Annotated in this window: 15 protein-coding genes; 9 read left to right on the top strand and 6 right to left on the bottom strand. The window is 66.3% G+C overall.

Going from position 1 to position 16,770, the window contains the following annotated elements:
- Nucleotides 1-77: 77 nt before the first annotated feature.
- The 3 genes from aroC to AB3X89_RS30090 all read right to left on the bottom strand — a co-directional run bounded on the left by aroC (nt 78) and on the right by AB3X89_RS30090 (nt 3,877).
- Nucleotides 78-1,178 (bottom strand): chorismate synthase, encoded by a 1,101-nt coding sequence (gene aroC / locus AB3X89_RS30080; protein WP_008924141.1) that lies wholly within the window; start codon nt 1,176-1,178, stop codon nt 78-80.
- Nucleotides 1,179-1,317: 139 nt separating this feature from the next.
- Complete coding sequence (locus AB3X89_RS30085) at nt 1,318-3,255, bottom strand: MFS transporter (RefSeq protein ID WP_368586528.1); 1,938 nt, start codon at nt 3,253-3,255, stop codon at nt 1,318-1,320.
- A 154-nt stretch (nt 3,256-3,409) separates the two neighbouring features.
- Nucleotides 3,410-3,877 carry a CBS domain-containing protein gene (locus AB3X89_RS30090; protein WP_176108073.1) on the bottom strand — a complete coding sequence of 156 codons (468 nt, stop codon included), beginning with the start codon at nt 3,875-3,877 and terminating at the stop codon, nt 3,410-3,412.
- A gap of 287 nt (nt 3,878-4,164) precedes the next feature.
- Between AB3X89_RS30090 and AB3X89_RS30095 the strand changes: the two genes are divergently transcribed.
- The 3 genes from AB3X89_RS30095 (at nt 4,165) to AB3X89_RS30105 (ending at nt 6,770) form a co-directional block, all read left to right on the top strand.
- Nucleotides 4,165-5,502: an O-acetylhomoserine aminocarboxypropyltransferase gene (locus AB3X89_RS30095; protein ID WP_368586529.1), complete on the top strand. Its 1,338-nt coding sequence runs from the start codon at nt 4,165-4,167 to the stop codon at nt 5,500-5,502.
- On the top strand, nt 5,499-6,332 hold the full coding sequence (locus AB3X89_RS30100; protein WP_368586530.1) for an alpha/beta fold hydrolase: 834 nt from the start codon (nt 5,499-5,501) through the stop codon (nt 6,330-6,332). The genes AB3X89_RS30095 and AB3X89_RS30100 overlap by 4 nt, the downstream gene beginning before the upstream one ends.
- 117 nt (nt 6,333-6,449) lie before the next feature.
- Nucleotides 6,450-6,770 carry an Mpo1-like protein gene (locus AB3X89_RS30105; RefSeq protein WP_368586531.1) on the top strand — a complete coding sequence of 107 codons (321 nt, stop codon included), beginning with the start codon at nt 6,450-6,452 and terminating at the stop codon, nt 6,768-6,770.
- Between the two features lie 34 nt (nt 6,771-6,804).
- Here the strand turns inward: AB3X89_RS30105 and AB3X89_RS30110 are convergent, their stop codons facing one another.
- Nucleotides 6,805-8,115, bottom strand: a complete 1,311-nt coding sequence (locus AB3X89_RS30110) for a YihY family inner membrane protein (protein ID WP_368586532.1) — start codon at nt 8,113-8,115, stop codon at nt 6,805-6,807.
- Between the two features lie 142 nt (nt 8,116-8,257).
- Between AB3X89_RS30110 and wrbA the strand changes: the two genes are divergently transcribed.
- Genes wrbA through AB3X89_RS30130 form a run of 4 tightly spaced genes read left to right on the top strand, consistent with a single transcriptional unit; the run spans nt 8,258 to nt 11,699 of the window.
- Nucleotides 8,258-8,860, top strand: coding sequence for an NAD(P)H:quinone oxidoreductase (wrbA, locus tag AB3X89_RS30115; protein ID WP_368586533.1), 603 nt, complete (start codon nt 8,258-8,260; stop codon nt 8,858-8,860).
- A 10-nt stretch (nt 8,861-8,870) separates the two neighbouring features.
- The gene (locus tag AB3X89_RS30120; RefSeq protein ID WP_368586534.1) at nt 8,871-9,389 is read left to right on the top strand and encodes a DUF2069 domain-containing protein; all 519 of its coding nucleotides are present in this window, start codon (nt 8,871-8,873) and stop codon (nt 9,387-9,389) included.
- Between the two features lie 32 nt (nt 9,390-9,421).
- Nucleotides 9,422-10,840, top strand: coding sequence for an FAD-binding oxidoreductase (locus AB3X89_RS30125; RefSeq protein ID WP_368586535.1), 1,419 nt, complete (start codon nt 9,422-9,424; stop codon nt 10,838-10,840).
- Nucleotides 10,841-10,892: 52 nt separating this feature from the next.
- Nucleotides 10,893-11,699, top strand: a complete 807-nt coding sequence (locus AB3X89_RS30130) for a metallophosphoesterase (protein ID WP_368586536.1) — start codon at nt 10,893-10,895, stop codon at nt 11,697-11,699.
- 19 nt (nt 11,700-11,718) lie between these two features.
- On the opposite strand, the gene AB3X89_RS30135 is transcribed toward AB3X89_RS30130, so the two are convergent.
- Both AB3X89_RS30135 and AB3X89_RS30140 read right to left on the bottom strand, forming a co-directional pair.
- Nucleotides 11,719-11,871 (bottom strand): hypothetical protein, encoded by a 153-nt coding sequence (locus tag AB3X89_RS30135; protein ID WP_368586537.1) that lies wholly within the window; start codon nt 11,869-11,871, stop codon nt 11,719-11,721.
- A 198-nt stretch (nt 11,872-12,069) separates the two neighbouring features.
- Entirely contained in the window at nt 12,070-13,008 is a 939-nt protein-coding gene (locus tag AB3X89_RS30140; protein ID WP_368586538.1) for a LysR family transcriptional regulator, read from the bottom strand.
- Nucleotides 13,009-13,219: 211 nt separating this feature from the next.
- Between AB3X89_RS30140 and AB3X89_RS30145 the strand changes: the two genes are divergently transcribed.
- Nucleotides 13,220-14,845 carry an efflux transporter outer membrane subunit gene (locus AB3X89_RS30145; RefSeq protein WP_368586539.1) on the top strand — a complete coding sequence of 542 codons (1,626 nt, stop codon included), beginning with the start codon at nt 13,220-13,222 and terminating at the stop codon, nt 14,843-14,845.
- Between the two features lie 8 nt (nt 14,846-14,853).
- On the top strand, nt 14,854-16,770 hold a 1,917-nt coding region (locus AB3X89_RS30150), incomplete at its 3' end, for an FUSC family protein (RefSeq protein WP_368586540.1).

Genomic DNA, 16,770 nt, shown 5'->3' on the forward strand with positions numbered 1-16,770 from the left:
TTGCGCGTTTCGTTGGTCCCCTTCCCTATTCTTTTTCATGGCGGCTCGTTCGCCGCCAATCTCGGGCCGCGTCGGCGTTATGGCGCGCTCGCCGCGATCTTTGGCGTGCTCACGGCCACATCGCCGCATTGCGCGCGATGGCGCAGCGCGTGGTCGATCAGCACGAGCGCAAGCATCGACTCGGCGATCGGCGTCGCGCGAATGCCGACGCACGGGTCGTGCCGCCCGAAGGTTTCGACGACCACCGGCTGCCCCGCCTTGTCGATCGAACGGCGCGGCGTGCGAATGCTCGAGGTCGGCTTGATCGCGATCGATACCGTGATGTCCTGCCCCGTCGATATACCGCCGAGCACCCCGCCCGCGTGATTGCCGACGAACCCTTCCGGCGTCAACTCGTCGCCATGCACCGAGCCGCGTTGCGCGACGCTCGCAAAGCCCGCGCCGATCTCGACGCCTTTCACCGCGTTGATGCCCATCATCGCGTGCGCGATGTCGGCGTCGAGGCGGTCGAACAGCGGCTCGCCGAGGCCGACCGGTACACCGGAGGCAACCACGTTGATGCGCGCGCCGATCGAGTCACCGTCCTTGCGCAGCGCGTCCATATACGCCTCGAGCTGCGGAACGATCTCGGCATTCGGCACGAAGAACGGGTTTTCGCGCACCTGGGCCCAATCGACGAACGGCACGTCGATCTCGCCGAGCGCGGCCATATAGCCGCGAATCTCGGTGCCGAACTTCTCGCGCAGCCATTTCTTCGCGACCGCACCCGCCGCGACCGTCGGCGCCGTCAGCCGTGCCGACGAGCGGCCGCCGCCGCGGTAATCGCGAATGCCGTACTTCTGCCAGTAGGTGTAATCGGCGTGGCCGGGGCGGAACGTCTCGGCGATGTTGCCGTAGTCCTTGCTGCGCTGGTCGGTATTGCGAATCAGCAGCGCGATCGGCGCGCCGGTGGTTTGACCTTCGAACACGCCCGACAGGATCTCGACCTTGTCCTCTTCCTGGCGCTGCGTCACGTGGCGCGACGTGCCCGGCTTGCGGCGATCGAGTTCGAACTGGATATCGGCTTCGTTGAGCGCCATGCCCGGCGGGCAGCCGTCGATCACGCAGCCGATAGCGGGGCCGTGCGATTCGCCGAAGGTCGTGACAGTGAAAAGCGTACCGAGCGTGTTGCCGGACATGAGCGTCGTCCAAAGAAATTCGGGGAGAACGCTATTATGCCAGCCTGCTCGCCTCTAAGACGGGGCTGGGCGACAGCGCTGCCGAATGCGGGTGATACTGGGCAATTGGCGACCTCAGCATCCGCGCACCGGCCCAAGGCTATTTGCGCGCGCCGCGCAGCCCGGTCACGATCTGCTGCAGTGTTTCCGGCGTCGCGAGCGCCGGGTCGATCGGCTCGCCGACCGCGAGGCTCAGCCGGGTCATCACGCCCTTTCTGAGCGGACGCGGCCAGTGGGCGTCGACCGCGCGCGAAAACACGCTGCCCCACAGACCGCGCAGCGCCATCGGAATAACCGGCGCCGGCGTGCGCCTGACGATCTCGGCGACGCCGTGGCGAAACGGATTCAGTTCGCCGGTGCGCGTCAGCTTGCCTTCGGGAAAGATGCACACGAGCTCGCCGTCCGCGAGCGCCTGCGCGCACAGATCGTAGGCACGCGTGAGCAGCGCCGCGTCCTGATGCGCGGGCGCGATCGGGATCGCCTTCGCATGCCGGAACAGCCAGCCGATGAACGGCGAGCGGAAGATCTGATGGTCCATCACGAAGCGGATCGGCCGCGGGCTTTCGGCCATGATGACGATCGCATCGACGAAACTGACGTGGTTGCACACGAGCACCGCCGCGCCGTGCTCCGGAATGCGCTCCGCGTGCACGAGCCGGATCCGGTAAAACGTATGCACGAGCAGCCACGCAACGAAGCGCAGCAGGAACTCGGGCACGAGCGAATAGATGTAGCCCGCGACGACCACGTTCAGCAGCGCGGTGACGAGAAAAATTGCCGGAATGCTGAAGCCCGCGGCGGTCAGGGCCATCGCCATCAGCGCCGACACGATCATGAACAGCGAGTTGAGGATATTGTTCGCGGCGATGATGCGCGCGCGATGACTCGGCTGACTACGGCTCTGAATCAGCGCATAGAGCGGCACGCTGTAGAAGCCGCCGAACATCGCGAGCAGGAACAGATCGGCGAGCACGCGCCAATGCGCGAGCCGCGCGAGAAATTCGCCGACGCTGAGCAGATGCCCCGCCGGCGGCAGCGCGTGGCTCGCGAAAAAAAGATCGATCGCGAACACGCTCATGCCGATCGAGCCGAGCGGCACGAGGCCGACTTCGATCCGCCGCTTCGACAGCCGTTCGCACAGCAGCGAGCCGATGCCGATGCCGATTGAGAACGTGGCGAGCAGCACGGTCACGACGTCCGGATCGGCGGACAGCACGTCCTTCGCAAAATTGAAAAACGACGCGAGGAACGTCGCGCCGACGAACCACAGCCACGAAATGCCGAGCAGGCTCAGAAACACCGTGCGGTTCTCGTGCGCCAGTTTCAGATTGCGCCACGTTTCGCTGACTGGGTTCCAGTTGATGCGCAACCCGGGTTGCGGCGCCGGCGTAGCCGGCACGAAGCCGGAGACCGCGCGCCCGATCAGCGCGATCGCGATACACGCGCCAGCGAGCACCACCGCGCCATGCTCGGCGAACCCCGCGCCCGCGCCTCCGACGATCGTGCCGACCAGGATCGCGACGAAGGTGCCCATCTCGATCATGCCGTTGCCGCCGACCAACTCCGCCTTCGACAGATGCTGCGGCAGATACGAATACTTGACCGGCCCGAATACGGTCGAATGCACGCCCATCAGGAACGTGCAGAGATACAGCAACGGTGCGCTATGCAGCCAGAAGCCCGCGCCGCCGACCAGCATCACCGCGATCTCGAAAGTCTTGACGAGACGCGTGAGCAACGCCTTGTCGTACTTGTCCGCGATCTGGCCGGAAGTGGCCGAAAACAGCACGAACGGCAAAATGAAAATCGCCGAGATCAGGAACGCCGCGGTTTTTGGGTCGACGCCCGAAAACCGCGCCGCCTGATACGTGACGAGCGACGTGAAGCCGATCTTGAACACGTTGTCGTTCATCGCGCCGAGAAACTGCGTCCAGAAGAACGGCGCGAAACGACGCTGGCGAAGCAGGCGGAACTGGGATTCGTGCGCTTCATGCGCGCGAGCGGCGCGCCGGGCGGCAGGCAACGGACGATCGTTCATGAATTCAGAACAACGGCGCGGAAAATGGCAATGAAGCGCGCGGAGCGGCGGACAAACGGCCCGGACACAAAAAAAGCGCCCGCTTGCGCGCGCGCCCTGTCGGCGGATTCGCGCTCGCGGCGGCGGCCGGAGCGCGACGTTCGAGCCACGCGCATCAACGCGCCGGCTGCTGGTCCTGTCCTTCCTGCTCTTCCGGCCAGTCGCGGATATAGGCCTTCAGCATGCGGTTCTCGAACCCCTGCTCCTCGACCACCGCCTTGGCGACGTCGTAAAACGAGATGACGCCCATCAGCGTGCGGCTTTCCATGACCGGCAGATAACGCACGTGATGCTCGAGCATCATGCGGCGCACTTCGTTGACGTCGGTTTCGGGCGTGCAGGTGAGCGGATGGTCGTCCATCACCTTGCGGATCGTCGACGTACCGACGCTGCCGCCGTTCTCCCTCAAGGTCAGAATGATTTCGCGAAACGTCAGCATGCCGACGAGGTCGCCGTACTCCATCACGACGAGCGAGCCGATGTCGTGCTCGGCCATGGTGATGACGGCGTCATGCAGCGTGGTATCCGGCGTGACCGTAAAAAGGGTGTTGCCCTTGACTTTAAGAATGTCGCTGACTCGCATCATCTATCTCCTGGTACCGCCAATCTTGCAGTGCATTAAATGGTTGTTTCGATCCTATCGGAAAGGCCCATAAAAGGAAAGCGGCCCGCCAGCCAAGGCTCGGCGGGCTTTCGGAGGCTCCAATTCATCTGACTTCCAGATAGCGAGCATGCCCCGCTCCCGGCACGAGCCGCACAAACCCGTGCTCCGCCCCGCGGGAAAATTGCGCTTGAAGCGGCGCGCGCCAATGATAGGATGGCCGGCCCACCCTGATCATTCGCGTGGCCCCTCCCGGCCCGCCGCACACGATGTCCGCCAACCGTTTCGATACGCTTGCGCTGCACGCCGGCGCTGCCCCCGACCCCGCCACCGGCGCGCGCGCGACGCCTATCTACCAGACCACGTCGTTTTCGTTCCGCGACTCGGACCACGCCGCCGCGCTGTTCAACATGGAGCGCGCCGGCCACGTCTACTCGCGCATCTCGAATCCGACCGTCGCCGTGTTCGAAGAGCGCGTCGCCGCGCTCGAAAACGGCGCCGGCGCGATCGGCACCGCGAGCGGCCAGGCCGCGCTGCATCTGGCGATCGCGACGCTGATGGGCGCCGGCTCGCACATCGTCGCGTCGAGCGCGCTGTACGGTGGCTCGCACAATCTGCTGCATTACACGCTGCGGCGCTTCGGTATCGAGACGACCTTCGTGAAACCCGGCGACCTCGACGCGTGGCGCGCCGCGCTGCGCCCCAATACGCGGCTGCTGTTCGGCGAAACGCTCGGCAATCCGGGCCTCGAGGTGCTCAATATCGCCGCGCTCGCGCAGATCGCGCACGCGCACCGCGTGCCGTTGCTGGTCGACTCGACCTTCACGACCCCCTACCTGCTGCGCCCGTTCGAACACGGCGCCGACTTCGTCTACCACTCGGCGACCAAGTTTCTCGGCGGCCACGGCACGACGATCGGCGGCGTGCTGGTCGACGGGGGGACGTTCGACTTCGAGGCTTCCGGCCGCTTTCCCGAATTCACCGAGCCGTACGACGGTTTCCACGGCATGGTGTTCGCCGAGGAAAGCACGGTCGCGCCGTTCCTGCTGCGCGCGCGGCGCGAAGGCTTGCGCGACTTCGGCGCGTGCCTGCATCCGCAGGCCGCGTGGCAATTGCTGCAAGGCATCGAGACGCTGCCGTTGCGCATGGAGCGGCACGTCGCGAACACACGCCGCGTGGTCGAGTTTCTCGCCGGTCATGCGGCGGTCGAATCGGTTGCCTATCCCGAGCTGCCGACGCATCCCGACCACGCGCTCGCGAAGCGGCTGCTACCGCGCGGCGCCGGCGCGGTGTTCAGCTTCAACCTGCGCGGCGACCGCGCGGCCGGGCGCGCCTTCATCGAAGCGCTGACGCTGTTCTCCCACCTCGCGAACGTCGGCGACGCGCGCTCGCTGGTGATCCACCCGGCATCGACGACGCACTTCCGCATGGATGCCACGGCGCTCGCCGCGGCCGGCATCACCGAAGGCACGATCCGTCTGTCGATCGGGCTCGAAGATCCGGATGACCTGATCGACGATCTCAAGCGCGCGCTGAAGGCCGCGCAAAAAACCGCCGCTGCGGCGCCCGCCGCCACGAACGCCCCCGCCCGACCGGAGTCCGCATGATCGTCACCGTCCAAGGCAAACCGGCCTACGCCTACACCGGCGGCAAACCCTTCGACGCGAGCCTGCCGAGCGCCGTGTTCATCCACGGCGCCGAGCACGATCACAGCGTGTGGGCGCTGCAAAGCCGCTATTTCGCGCATCACGGCTTCGGCGTGCTCGCGCTCGACCTGCCGGGCCACCGGCGCAGCGCCGGCCCCGCGCTCGCCAGCATCGCCGCGCTGGCCGACTGGCTCGCCGCGCTGCTCGATGCCGTGGGCGTCGCGCGTGCATTCGTCGCCGGTCACAGCATGGGCTCGCTGATCGCGCTCGACTTCGCCGGCCGCTATCCGCAGCGCGCCACGCATCTTGCGCTGCTCGCGAGCGCGCTGCCGATGACGGTTTCCGACGCGCTGCTCGACGCCGCGTTCAATCGGGAGCCCGAGGCGATCGACATGGTCAATCAGTGGTCGCATTCGACGCTCGCGGCGAAGCCCTCGTGCCCCGGCCCCGGCTTCTGGCTGCACGGTATGAACCAGCGGCTGATGGAGCACGTGTCCGCGAGCGGCGAACCGCATCTGTTCCACACCGATTTCACCGCATGCCATACCTATGCGGACGGCCTCGCCCGCGCGGCGCAGGTGCGTTGCGCGACGCGCCTGATCGTCGGCCGGCGCGATGCGATGACGCCACCGCGCGCGGCGAAAGCGCTCGCCGATGCGCTCGCGCAGGCGGGCACGCCGGTCGACACCGTCATGCTCGATGCGGGCCACGCTTTGATGACCGAGCAACCCGACGCGACGCTCGATGCGCTGTACAGCTTCGCTACGCGTGCGCCGCACGAAGCGCGCTGAATCACGACGATATCCACGCCGAACCTGACGCGCCATTGGCCAAATGGCCAGGTTGCGTTAGGCAGGCGATCGCCGGAGAATGATTTGAAGCGTCTCTTTCAGCCTCCGGAGGCCGTTATGGCTCATACAGCACATACCGATCACTTCGCGAGCTTCGCGGAGTTTTACCCTTACTACCTGAGCGAGCATCGCAACATCGCGTCGCGGCGGCTGCATTTCGTCGGCTCGCTCGGTGTAATTGGCTTTCTCGCGATGGCGCTCGCCACCGGCAGCTGGGTATGGCTGCCGGCGGCGGTGGTGTGCGGCTATGGCTTCGCGTGGGTCGGCCATTTCTTCTTCGAAAAGAACAAGCCGGCCACCTTCCGTCATCCGCTTTACAGCCTGATGGGCGACTGGGTGATGTTCAAGGACATCTGCGTGGGGAAGATATCGTTGTAGTTTTACCAGGTCGGCTCGAAGTCGAGCCGACCTGTCATGCCGCCTGGTGCGGCATCGAAGCCGCCGCACGTTCGTCTCCGGGTCGCGCCGCCCTTGCCGCCGCGCGCGAAGCGAGCAGCGCGGCGAGCGTCACCTTCAGCTGGTCGTTGTCGAGCGCGGCGAGCAGCATGCCGCCGTCAACCCGCGTGGAGTCGAGTTCGAGCTGATACGTGAGCTCCGCGCGGTCGATCACGAACAGGTCGTACAGCCGCTGCACGGTCACCTGCGCCGGGTTAGCGAGCAGCACGTAGTGCGGGCCGGTATGGTCCTCCTCCAGCCGCGCGATCCATTCGATCTCCTCGAGACGCTGCAACAGAATCAGCGTCGTATCCTTGTCGCGGCGAAGCATGCGTGCAAGCTCGGGCATCGTGTAGCCGCGTCTGCCGCCCTCACGCGCTTCGCACAGCCGCGCGAGCAATTCGAGCGAATCGAACAGATTGCTGCCATAGAACACCGGGCGGTGAAACTGACCGATGCGGATCGCCGGCAACGCCGATGCGATCATCGCGCCGGTCAGCGTGATGAACCAGCACAGATACATCCACACGAGGAACAGCGGCACCGCGGCGAACGCGCCGTACACGGCCGTATAGGTCGGAATACGGCGCACGTAGTAGCCGAAGCCGCGCTTGGCGAGCTCGAACGCGACCGCGGCGATCACGCCGCCGACCACCGCGTCGCGCCATTCGACACGGCAGTTCGGCAAATAAACGTAAAGGATCGTGAACGCGAGCATCGTGAACGGCAGCGTGGCGCTCGCGAGCGCCCATTCGATCAGCGGTGTGATGCGCTGCGCGGCGCTGAACGACATCGATTGCGTGAACAGATACGACGAGATGGACAGGCTCACGCCGATCAGGATCGGACCGAGCGTGATGATCGCCCAGTACACGAGAATGCGCTGCGCGACGGGCCGCGCCTTGCGCACGCGCCAGATCACGTTGAACGCGGACTCGACGGTCATCATCGTCATCACCGCGGTGACGAACAGGATGATCATGCCGATCGTGGTCAGCCCTTTGGCCTTCGACGCGAACTCGTTCAGATACTTGAAGATCTGATCGTTCAGTTGCGCGGGCATCAGGTGATCGGCAAGAAAAAACTGCAACGACGCCTGGAACGAGCTGAAGATCGGAAACGCGGTGAACAGCGCAAACGCGACGGTGGCGAGCGGCACGAGTGCGAGCATCGTGGTGAACGTCAGGCTGCCCGCGACCTGCGGAATCCGGTCCTCGCCGATGCGTTGCGCGGCGAATGCCGCGAGCCGTTTGAGCGTGTCGAGATCGAAACGCACCCTAACCAACAAACCTGCCTCCTTGCTTGCTGAACCGTCGGAACGGGACTGCGGGAACCCCGTGCGGCGTTCGGCCGGACCTGCTGGCCGGACGGCTATGAATGGCCTGTGCAACGGACCGAACCCCTATAATACCCGTTCAATGATGAGGCCTATGAAAGACATTCTCGTGCTTTATTACAGCCGTCACGGCGCCACGCGCGAGCTCGCGCTGGCGATCGCGCACGGCGTCGACAGCGTCCCCGGCATGCAGGCGCGCGTGCGCACCGTACCGGCGGTTTCCACGGTCTGCGAGGCGAGCGAGCCGGACATCCCCGCCGAAGGACCACCGTACGTCGAGCTGCGTGACCTCGAAGAATGCGCGGGCCTCGCGCTCGGCTCGCCGACCCGCTTCGGCAACATGGCGGCCGCGCTCAAATACTTTCTCGACGGCACCACGCCGCAGTGGCTATCGGGCGCGCTGGCGGGCAAGCCGGCCTGCGTGTTCACGTCGACCGGCAGCCTGCACGGCGGCCAGGAATCCACGCTGCTGTCGATGATGCTGCCGCTGCTCCATCACGGCATGCTGATCGTCGGCATTCCGTACACGGAGAGCGTGCTGTCCACCACGCAAACCGGCGGTACGCCGTACGGCGCGTCGCATTTCGCGCGCGTGGGCACGACCGGCCATGGCATCTCCGCCGACGAACGGACGCTCGCCATCGCGCTGGGTGCGCGGGTTGCGCGCACGGCGGCGTCGATGTCCGAAAGGCCGTGAGCGCAAAGCCGTGAACGACCCGCACCCGCAACCAACCGACCGCGACGACGCCCGTCGGGACGCCAGCGGCGCGGAATTCGCAAGCACGTCGGCAGCCGCAACCGTCGTACCCGTGCAGCCCAAAGCCGCCGCCGCGCTCGTCGCCGCTTTCACACTGGTCGCGATGATCGTGCTGGCGGTCGCATGGGAATGGTGGCTCGCGCCGTTGCGGCCTGGCGGCTCCCTGCTCGTGCTGAAGGCGTTGCCGCTGCTCTCCGCGTTGCCGGGCGTGTGGCGGCGTCGGCTCTATACGATGCAATGGGCGTCGATGCTGGTCCTGCTGTATTTCGCCGAAGGCGTCGTGCGCGGCTGGAGCGATCAAGGCCTGGGCGCGCGGCTCGGCTGGCTGCAAGCAGCGCTCGCCGTGATCTTCTTCACCTGCGCGCTCGCGTATGTGGGGCCGTTCAAGCGCGCGGCGAAACGCGCCGCGAAACAAGCCGCAAAGCAGGCTGCAAAGCAAACCACCCGCGAACCAACCCCGCCCGCCTGACGTCCAAGCTTCAAAACCGTCAACCGATCCACATGAACCACACCGCTTTTCTCGCCGCCTGCCGCGACGCCATCGGCGCGGCTCACGTCCTGACCGATCCGCACGACACCGCTCCCTTTCTGACCGACTGGCGCCGCCGCTACACCGGCGCGGCCTGCGCTGTGCTGTGCCCGGCCACGTCCGCGGAAGCCGCCGCGCTCGTCACACTCTCGGTCGAACATCGCGTCGCGCTGGTGCCCCAAGGCGGCAACACAGGCCTCGCGGGCGGCGCGACTCCTGACGCTAGCGGCGCGCAAGCGGTCATCAGCCTGCGCCGATTGAATCGCGTGCGCGACATCGATCCGCACAACAACACGATCACCGTCGAAGCCGGCGTGATCCTCGCCGACGTGCAGAAGCACGCCGAAGCGGCCGGGCGTCTGTTTGCGCTGAGCCTCGCCGCCGAAGGCAGCTGCACGATCGGCGGCAATCTGTCGACCAACGCGGGCGGCACCGGCGTGCTCCGCTATGGCACCACGCGCGAGCTATGCCTCGGCCTCGAAGTGGTGACGCCGCAAGGCGAACTGTGGGACGGCCTGCGCGGGCTGCGCAAGGACAACACCGGCTACGATCTGCGCGACCTGTTCATCGGCGCGGAAGGCACGCTCGGCCTGATTACCGCGGCAGTGATGAAGCTGCATCCGCAGCCGGCGGCGCGCGTCACGGCGCTCGCCGCGCTCGCGTCGCCGCATGCGGCGCTCGATTTTCTCGCGCTCACGCAACGCGTCGCCGGGCCGCTGCTGACCGGCTTCGAGCTGATGTCGGATTTCTGCCTGCGCCTCGTCGGCCGGCATTTCGAACAGATGCGTTATCCGTTCGCCGAGCCGCATGCGCAAGTCGTGCTGCTCGAACTGTCGGACAGCGAAAGCGAAGAGCACGCGCGCACGCTGTTCGAGGGGCTGATGGAAACCGCGCTCGAACAGGGTCTCGTCGAAGACGCCGTGGTCGCGGAAAACCTCGCGCAGTCGCGCGCGTTCTGGAATCTGCGCGAGCACATTCCGCTCGCGCAGGCCGAGGAAGGGCTGAACATCAAGCACGACATCGCGGTGCCCATCTCACGCATCGGCCACTTCATCGAAGCGACCGATGCCGCGATCGCGCAAGCCGCGCCGGGCGCGCGCATGGTCACGTTCGGCCATCTGGGCGACGGCAATCTGCACTACAACGTGCAGGCGCCCGAGGGCGTCGACGCGAAAGCGTTTCTGCGGCAGTACCAGAGCCCGATCAACCGGATCGTCTACGACAGCGTGAATGCGCACCGCGGCAGCATCAGTGCGGAACACGGACTCGGCCAGCTGAAGATCGACGAAGCCGCGCACTACAAGCAGGATGTCGAGGTGCGGATGATGCGCGCGATCAAGCACGCGCTCGATCCGCTGAACCTGATGAATCCGGGCAAGGTGCTACGCTAATGTTTGAAGCCTCCGCGATCCGGCGCGGCGGCGTTTCGCAGGAGTCGCGTCCGTGAAGATTCGCGTGCTGTCCGATCTGCATCTGGAAAACGACGAGCCTGAACTGATCCCGCATGCGCAGGCGGATCTGGTCGTGCTGGCGGGCGACATTCACAACCATGGGGCCGGCCCGCGCTGGGCCGCACAGGCGTTCGACGACACGGTGCCGGTCGTCTACGTGCCCGGCAATCACGAGTACTACGACGGTGAGTTCGGCGCGCTGGAGAGCGCAACGCTCGACGCGGCCGCGCAGGTCGATAACGTGCACGTGCTGAACAACGCCACGCTCGTCGATAGCCAGGGGCGCTGGCGCGTGCTCGGCACGACGTTGTGGACCGACTTCGCGCTGTACGGCGCGACGCCCGAAGCTATCGAGGAATCGATCGTCGCCGCGCGCCGCGTCATGCTCGACTATCGCGGGCTGATCCAGATGAACTGGCCGCACGACCCGCGCGACGCCGCGCGCGACTTCACGCCCGCCGACTCGCTCGCGCTGCACCAGCATGCGCGCGCGTGGCTCGAAAGCGAGCTGACCAAACCGTTCGCCGGCCAAACGATCGTGGTCACGCACCATGCGCCGCATCGGCTGAGTCTCGCCGAGCGCTTTGCCGAGGACCGCGCGTCGGCGGGCTTCGTCAATCACCTGCCGGAGCTCGTGCGCGCGCCCGTCGCGTTATGGATTCACGGCCACACGCATACGTCGTTCGACTATGTGGTGGACGGCACGCGTGTCGTGTGCAATCCGCGCGGCTATTTCGACCGGCGCAAGCGCGAGTGGGAAAATCCGCTGTTTGCGTGGAACAAGGTCGTCGAGATCTAGCTGATTCTAGCGGGGCCGCTCACCGCTCTCGCCGCGGCGCATCCTGTGACTCGACCTCGACCGGCACGAGGCGCGGCTGCTGTACACGTATGCGTCGCAACAGATCACGCGACGCGGCGACGCCAATCAATCCGAACATGACGGCCAAGCCGATCATCAGGTGCGTATCCATGGATGTGTCGTCCTTCAGTGGTTGCGAGGTGCCGAACGGCGGCGAATCCAGCGCGTACGGCCAGAGCGGCGACGCGTGAACGACACGTTAACAAATCGACTGCGCGGCAGAAGTAAAGAAATGTTGCGGCGCGGCGCGTGTGTAACACGCTGTCACGCCGCGCGCCCCTCGAACGTCAACCCATGACGAACCGGGCGGTCAGGTTCGCGCGAACTGCCGCAATTCTTCCTGATCCGCCGCGAGCGTCGAGGGCAACTCGTCGCGCAGGAACTCGACCCACGTGCGGATCTTCGCATCGAGATACTGCCGCGACGGATACAGCGCATACAGGTTCATCTGCTGCGACGTGTACTCGGGCAGCAGCCACACCAGCTCGCCGCTGCGCAAACCGCTGATCGCCGAGTAGATCGGAATCAGCGCGATACCCATGCCCTGGGCGACAGCCACGACCATCGCCTCGGCCACGTTCACCTGGAACGTCGCCGAGCCGAGCGACACGAGTTCCTCGCCGTTCGGGCCGTCGAAGGTCCATTTGTCGGGCGGGTACACCGGCGTCACCATCTGCAGGCAGTTGTGCTGCGCGAGATCCGCGGGTGTTTGCGGCACGCCGTGCCGCTCGAGATACGCAGGCGACGCGCACGCAATGCTGAACGCGCTGCCAATGCGCTGCGATACGAGCCCCGAGTCCGGCAGGCCGGTGGCGAGCGTCAGCGACACGTCGAAGCCTTCGTCGAGCAGATCCGGCATGCGCTGCGCGAGCGTCAGCTCGACATGCACGTCCGGGTAGCGCTGCTGATAACGGCTAACGGCCGGCACCACGTAGTGCTGGCCGAAGCTCGTCATCGCGTGAACCTTCAGCTTGCCGGATGGGCGCGCATGGGCGTCGCTCGCCTCGGCCTCCGCCTGATCCACGTACGCGAGGATCTGCTCACAGCGCTGCAGATAGCGCTCGCCCGCCTCGGTCAGCGCGATGCGGCGCGTGGTCCGGTTCAACAGCCGCGTGCGCAGATGCGCTTCCAGATCGGAAACCGCGCGCGACGCGTAGGCCGTCGTCGTGTTCAGATGCTGCGCGGCGCCAGTGAAGCTGCCCGCTTCGACGACGCGGACGAATACGCGCATGTTTTGAAGCGTGTCCATACCTATCCTCTGTCGACCGGAGTGGGCGCTTTCGCCCTTGCTCCGATCCCATGCAACACAGTTGCGAAAAATCGGCAGCGATTGTTACACGATCAGCAATGGCCATTATCTCATGTCTTGTAAAAATGCCTTGCATCATTACCGGTTATTCCGCAATTGATCGAAAAATATAATTGCGCACAAGGTTCTATAGTCAAATTTGGAGGAAATCGTGCAGTCTCCGGTACACAAAGGGATCGCCGCAGCCTCGGTTCTTACGATCCTATTAACAATCGCCGGATGCGCAAGTACCGGGGGCGTGGCGCCGCAAACGCGCACGATCAATCCTTCATCGCTCGACGCCGGCAACGCGATTCGTGCCGCCAACGCCGATGCGCAATGGCCCGCCGCCGACTGGTGGCGCGCCTATGACGATCCGCAGCTGAACCAGTGGATCGCGGACGCACAGGCCGGCAATCCGAGTCTCGCGGTCGCCCAGGCGCGCGTGCGCGAGGCGGCGTCGATGGCCGGTGTCGCGCGCGCGGCGCTCGCGCCGCAAGTCAACGGCAGCCTGTCGATCCAGCGCGAGCAGTGGCCCGACAACGTGTTCTACGGGCCGGGGCCGCTCGCCGGCGAGCAGTCGTGGAACAACACCGGCACGCTCGGCCTCTCCTATCACCTCGACTTCTGGGGCAAGGACAAGAACGCCGCCGAGCGCGCGCTCGACCTCGCGCACGCGAGCGCCGCCGACGCGCGCGCCGCGCAGCTCGAACTGCAGGCGAACGTCGTGCGCACTTATATCGAGATGTCGTTGAACTATGCGCTGCTCGACATCGCGAAGGCCACGCTGCAACAACAGCAGCAAATCGTCGACCTCGCGAACCGGCGCCTGAAGGGCGGCATCGGCACGCAGCTCGAAGTGAGCCAGGCCGAAACGCCGATGCCCGAGTACGAGCGCCAGATCGACGCGATCGAGGAGAAGATCGCGCTCGGCCGCAATCAGTTGGCCGCGCTCGCGGGCAAGGGTCCGGGCGCCGGCGACGCGATCCAGCGCCCGACCTTGTCGCTCGCCGCGCCCGCCGGTCTGCCGGCCGCGCTGCCGGCGGATCTGATCGGCCACCGCCCCGACGTCGTCGCGGCGCGCTGGACGGTCGCCGCGCAGGCGCGCGGCATCGACGTCGCGAAGGCCGGGTTCTATCCGGACATCAACCTGCTCGCGTCCATCGGCGGCTATGCGGCGATGGGGCCGCTGTTCCAGTTCCTGAAGAGTCCGTCGCATAGCTGGAGCGTGGGCCCCGCGCTGACGCTGCCGATCTTCGACGGCGGCCGGCTGCGCTCTCAGCTCGGCGCCGCGTCGGCGGGCTACGACGAGGCGGTCGAGCGCTACAACCAGTCGATCGTCACCGCCCTGAAGGACATCTCCGATCAGGTGATCCGCATCCGTTCGCTGACCACCCAGGCCGACGACGCCGACCGCTCGGTCGCCGCCGCGCGCAGGAACTACGATCTGTCGCGCGAGGGCTTCCGGCGCGGCTTGACCGACTATCTGAACGTGCTGGTCGCGCAGAACCAGTTGCTGCGCGCGCAGGAAGGCGTCGCCAAGGTGCAGGCCGAGCGTCTCGGTGCGCATGCGTCGCTAATGACGGCGCTCGGCGGCGGTCTCGACGATCCGGCCAACGGTCCGCGGGATAACGAAACCTTGCCGGCGCATGGCAAGGGCAGCAACGAAGGCAAGAGCGGCTCGGCGGATAGCGGCACGGCGAAGGCAAAGGCGGATGCGAATGGCAACGCCACGACAAACGCAGTCACCACCGCCACCACCGCCTCGCGCGCCCCGAACGCGCCCGCGTCCGAGTAACAAAAGCCATGTCCTCCTCGTCCTCCCCGTCGACCGCGCGCCCCGCGTCGTTCGCCGCGCTCTACGAAGCCGCCGCCCACTGGGCGCGCACCGACGGCCTCGTGTGGATGTATCTGTTCAAATCGCTCGCCGCGTGTTTCCTCGCGCTCGGCATCGCGATGAAACTCGATCTGCCGCAGCCGCGCACCGCGATGACCACCGTGTTCATCGTGATGCAGCCGCAAAGCGGCGCGGTGTTCGCGAAAAGCTTCTACCGGATCTGCGGCACGCTGGTCGGTCTGGTCGTGATGCTCGCGCTGATCGGCCTGTTCGCGCAGCAGCCGGAGCTGTTCCTGATCACGACCGCGATCTGGGTCGGCATCTGCACCGCCGGCGCCGCACGCAATCGCAACTTCCGTTCGTACGGTTTCGTGCTGGCCGGCTACACGGCCGCGCTGATCGGCATCCCGACCTGGCAGCATCCGGATGGCGCGTTCCTCAGTGCGCTCACGCGGGTCGCCGAAGTCGTGATCGGCATCATCTGCGCGGGCGCGGTCAGCGGCCTCGTGTTTCCGCAGTTCGCCGGCCAGCAGATGCGCAGCACCGTGCGCGCGCGCTTCTCGGCCTTCGTCGAATACGTGTCGGCGTCGCTCGCCGGGCGCAACGACCGCGCGCAGATCGAAGCGACCAATGCGCGCTTCGTCGCCGACATCGTCGGTTTCGAGGCCGCGCGCAGCATGGCCATGTTCGAAGGTCCCGATTCGCGGATGCGCGGCGGGCGCCTCGCGCGTCTGAACAGCGAGTTCATGACCGCGTCGACGCGCTTTCACGCGCTGCATCAGTTGATGAACCGTCTGCGCGAGAACGGCACGCACGGCGCGTCGATCGCGATCGACGCGCTCGAGCCGTACTTTAAGGAGATCGCGCCGTTGCTCGCGAAGTCGGGCGAGCCGGTGCTGAGCGCGGCCGACGCCGCGCACGCCGCGGCGCAGCTCGACACCTACAGGAGCGAGTTGCCGAAACGCGTGCGCGCGACCCGCGACGAGCTCGAAACCCACCCCGACGCGCCGTTGCTCGATTTCGACACCGGTGCCGAGCTGCTGTACCGCTTCATCGACGACCTGCACGCATATGCGGCGACCTACGCGTCGCTCGCGGTCGACACGCACGCGCGCGAACGCTGGATCGAGCGCTACGAACCGAAAACCAACGCGATCGCAGCCGGCGTCGCGGGCCTGCGCGCGGCCATCGTGATGCTGGTGCTCGGTGCGTTCTGGATCGCGACCGCTTGGCCGAGCGGCTCGACGCTGACGCTCGACGCGGCGGCCGTGTGCGCGCTCGCGTCGTCGTCGCCGGACCCGAAGCGCACCGCGTTCCAGATGGCCGGCGGCACCGTGCTCGCGGCGCTGATGGGCATGACCGCGGTATTCGGCGTGTATCCGCACATCGACGGCTTCGTGATGCTGTGTGTCGCGCTCACGCCGTTCCTGCTGCTCGGCGTGTTCATGACCACGCGTGCGAAGCTCGCGGGCTACGGCGTCGGCTACTGCATCTTCTTCTGCTTCCTCGCCGGCCCCGACAACGTGATTCACTACGACCCGAGCTCGTTCATGAACGACGCGCTCGCGCTGGTGCTGTCGATGCTGGTGGCGTCGATCGCTTTCGCGGTGCTGCTGCCGCCGTCCACGCCGTGGCTGCGCAACCGCCTGCTCGTCGACCTGCGCCGCCAGGTGGTGCTGGCTGGCCGCGCGAGTCTTGCGCGCGTGCGCTCGCGCTTCGAGAGCGGTGCGCGCGATCTGATGTTCCAGATCAATTCGCTGTCGCAGAACGAGCCCGAAACGAAGCGCGACACGCTGCGCTGGCTGTTTTCGGTGCTGGAGGTCGGCAACGCGGTGATCGACCTGCGCCGCGAAATCGCGACGCTGCCCAACGAGCCGCGCTACCAC

Source organism: Paraburkholderia sp. BR14320 (assembly GCF_040948665.1).
GTDB lineage: Bacteria > Pseudomonadota > Gammaproteobacteria > Burkholderiales > Burkholderiaceae > Paraburkholderia > Paraburkholderia youngii.

Excerpts from the sequence above, each read along its gene's own strand:
- aroC (WP_008924141.1), bottom strand. The coding sequence starts at position 1,178 with ATGTCCGGCAACACGCTCGGTACGCTTTTCACTGTCACGACCTTCGGC.
- AB3X89_RS30105 (WP_368586531.1), top strand. The coding sequence starts at position 6,450 with ATGGCTCATACAGCACATACCGATCACTTCGCGAGCTTCGCGGAGTTT.
- AB3X89_RS30140 (WP_368586538.1), bottom strand. The coding sequence starts at position 13,008 with ATGGACACGCTTCAAAACATGCGCGTATTCGTCCGCGTCGTCGAAGCG.
- AB3X89_RS30100 (WP_368586530.1), top strand. The coding sequence starts at position 5,499 with ATGATCGTCACCGTCCAAGGCAAACCGGCCTACGCCTACACCGGCGGC.
- AB3X89_RS30090 (WP_176108073.1), bottom strand. The coding sequence starts at position 3,877 with ATGCGAGTCAGCGACATTCTTAAAGTCAAGGGCAACACCCTTTTTACG.
- AB3X89_RS30085 (WP_368586528.1), bottom strand. The coding sequence starts at position 3,255 with ATGAACGATCGTCCGTTGCCTGCCGCCCGGCGCGCCGCTCGCGCGCAT.
- AB3X89_RS30135 (WP_368586537.1), bottom strand. The coding sequence starts at position 11,871 with ATGGATACGCACCTGATGATCGGCTTGGCCGTCATGTTCGGATTGATT.
- AB3X89_RS30095 (WP_368586529.1), top strand. The coding sequence starts at position 4,165 with ATGTCCGCCAACCGTTTCGATACGCTTGCGCTGCACGCCGGCGCTGCC.
- wrbA (WP_368586533.1), top strand. The coding sequence starts at position 8,258 with ATGAAAGACATTCTCGTGCTTTATTACAGCCGTCACGGCGCCACGCGC.
- AB3X89_RS30125 (WP_368586535.1), top strand. The coding sequence starts at position 9,422 with ATGAACCACACCGCTTTTCTCGCCGCCTGCCGCGACGCCATCGGCGCG.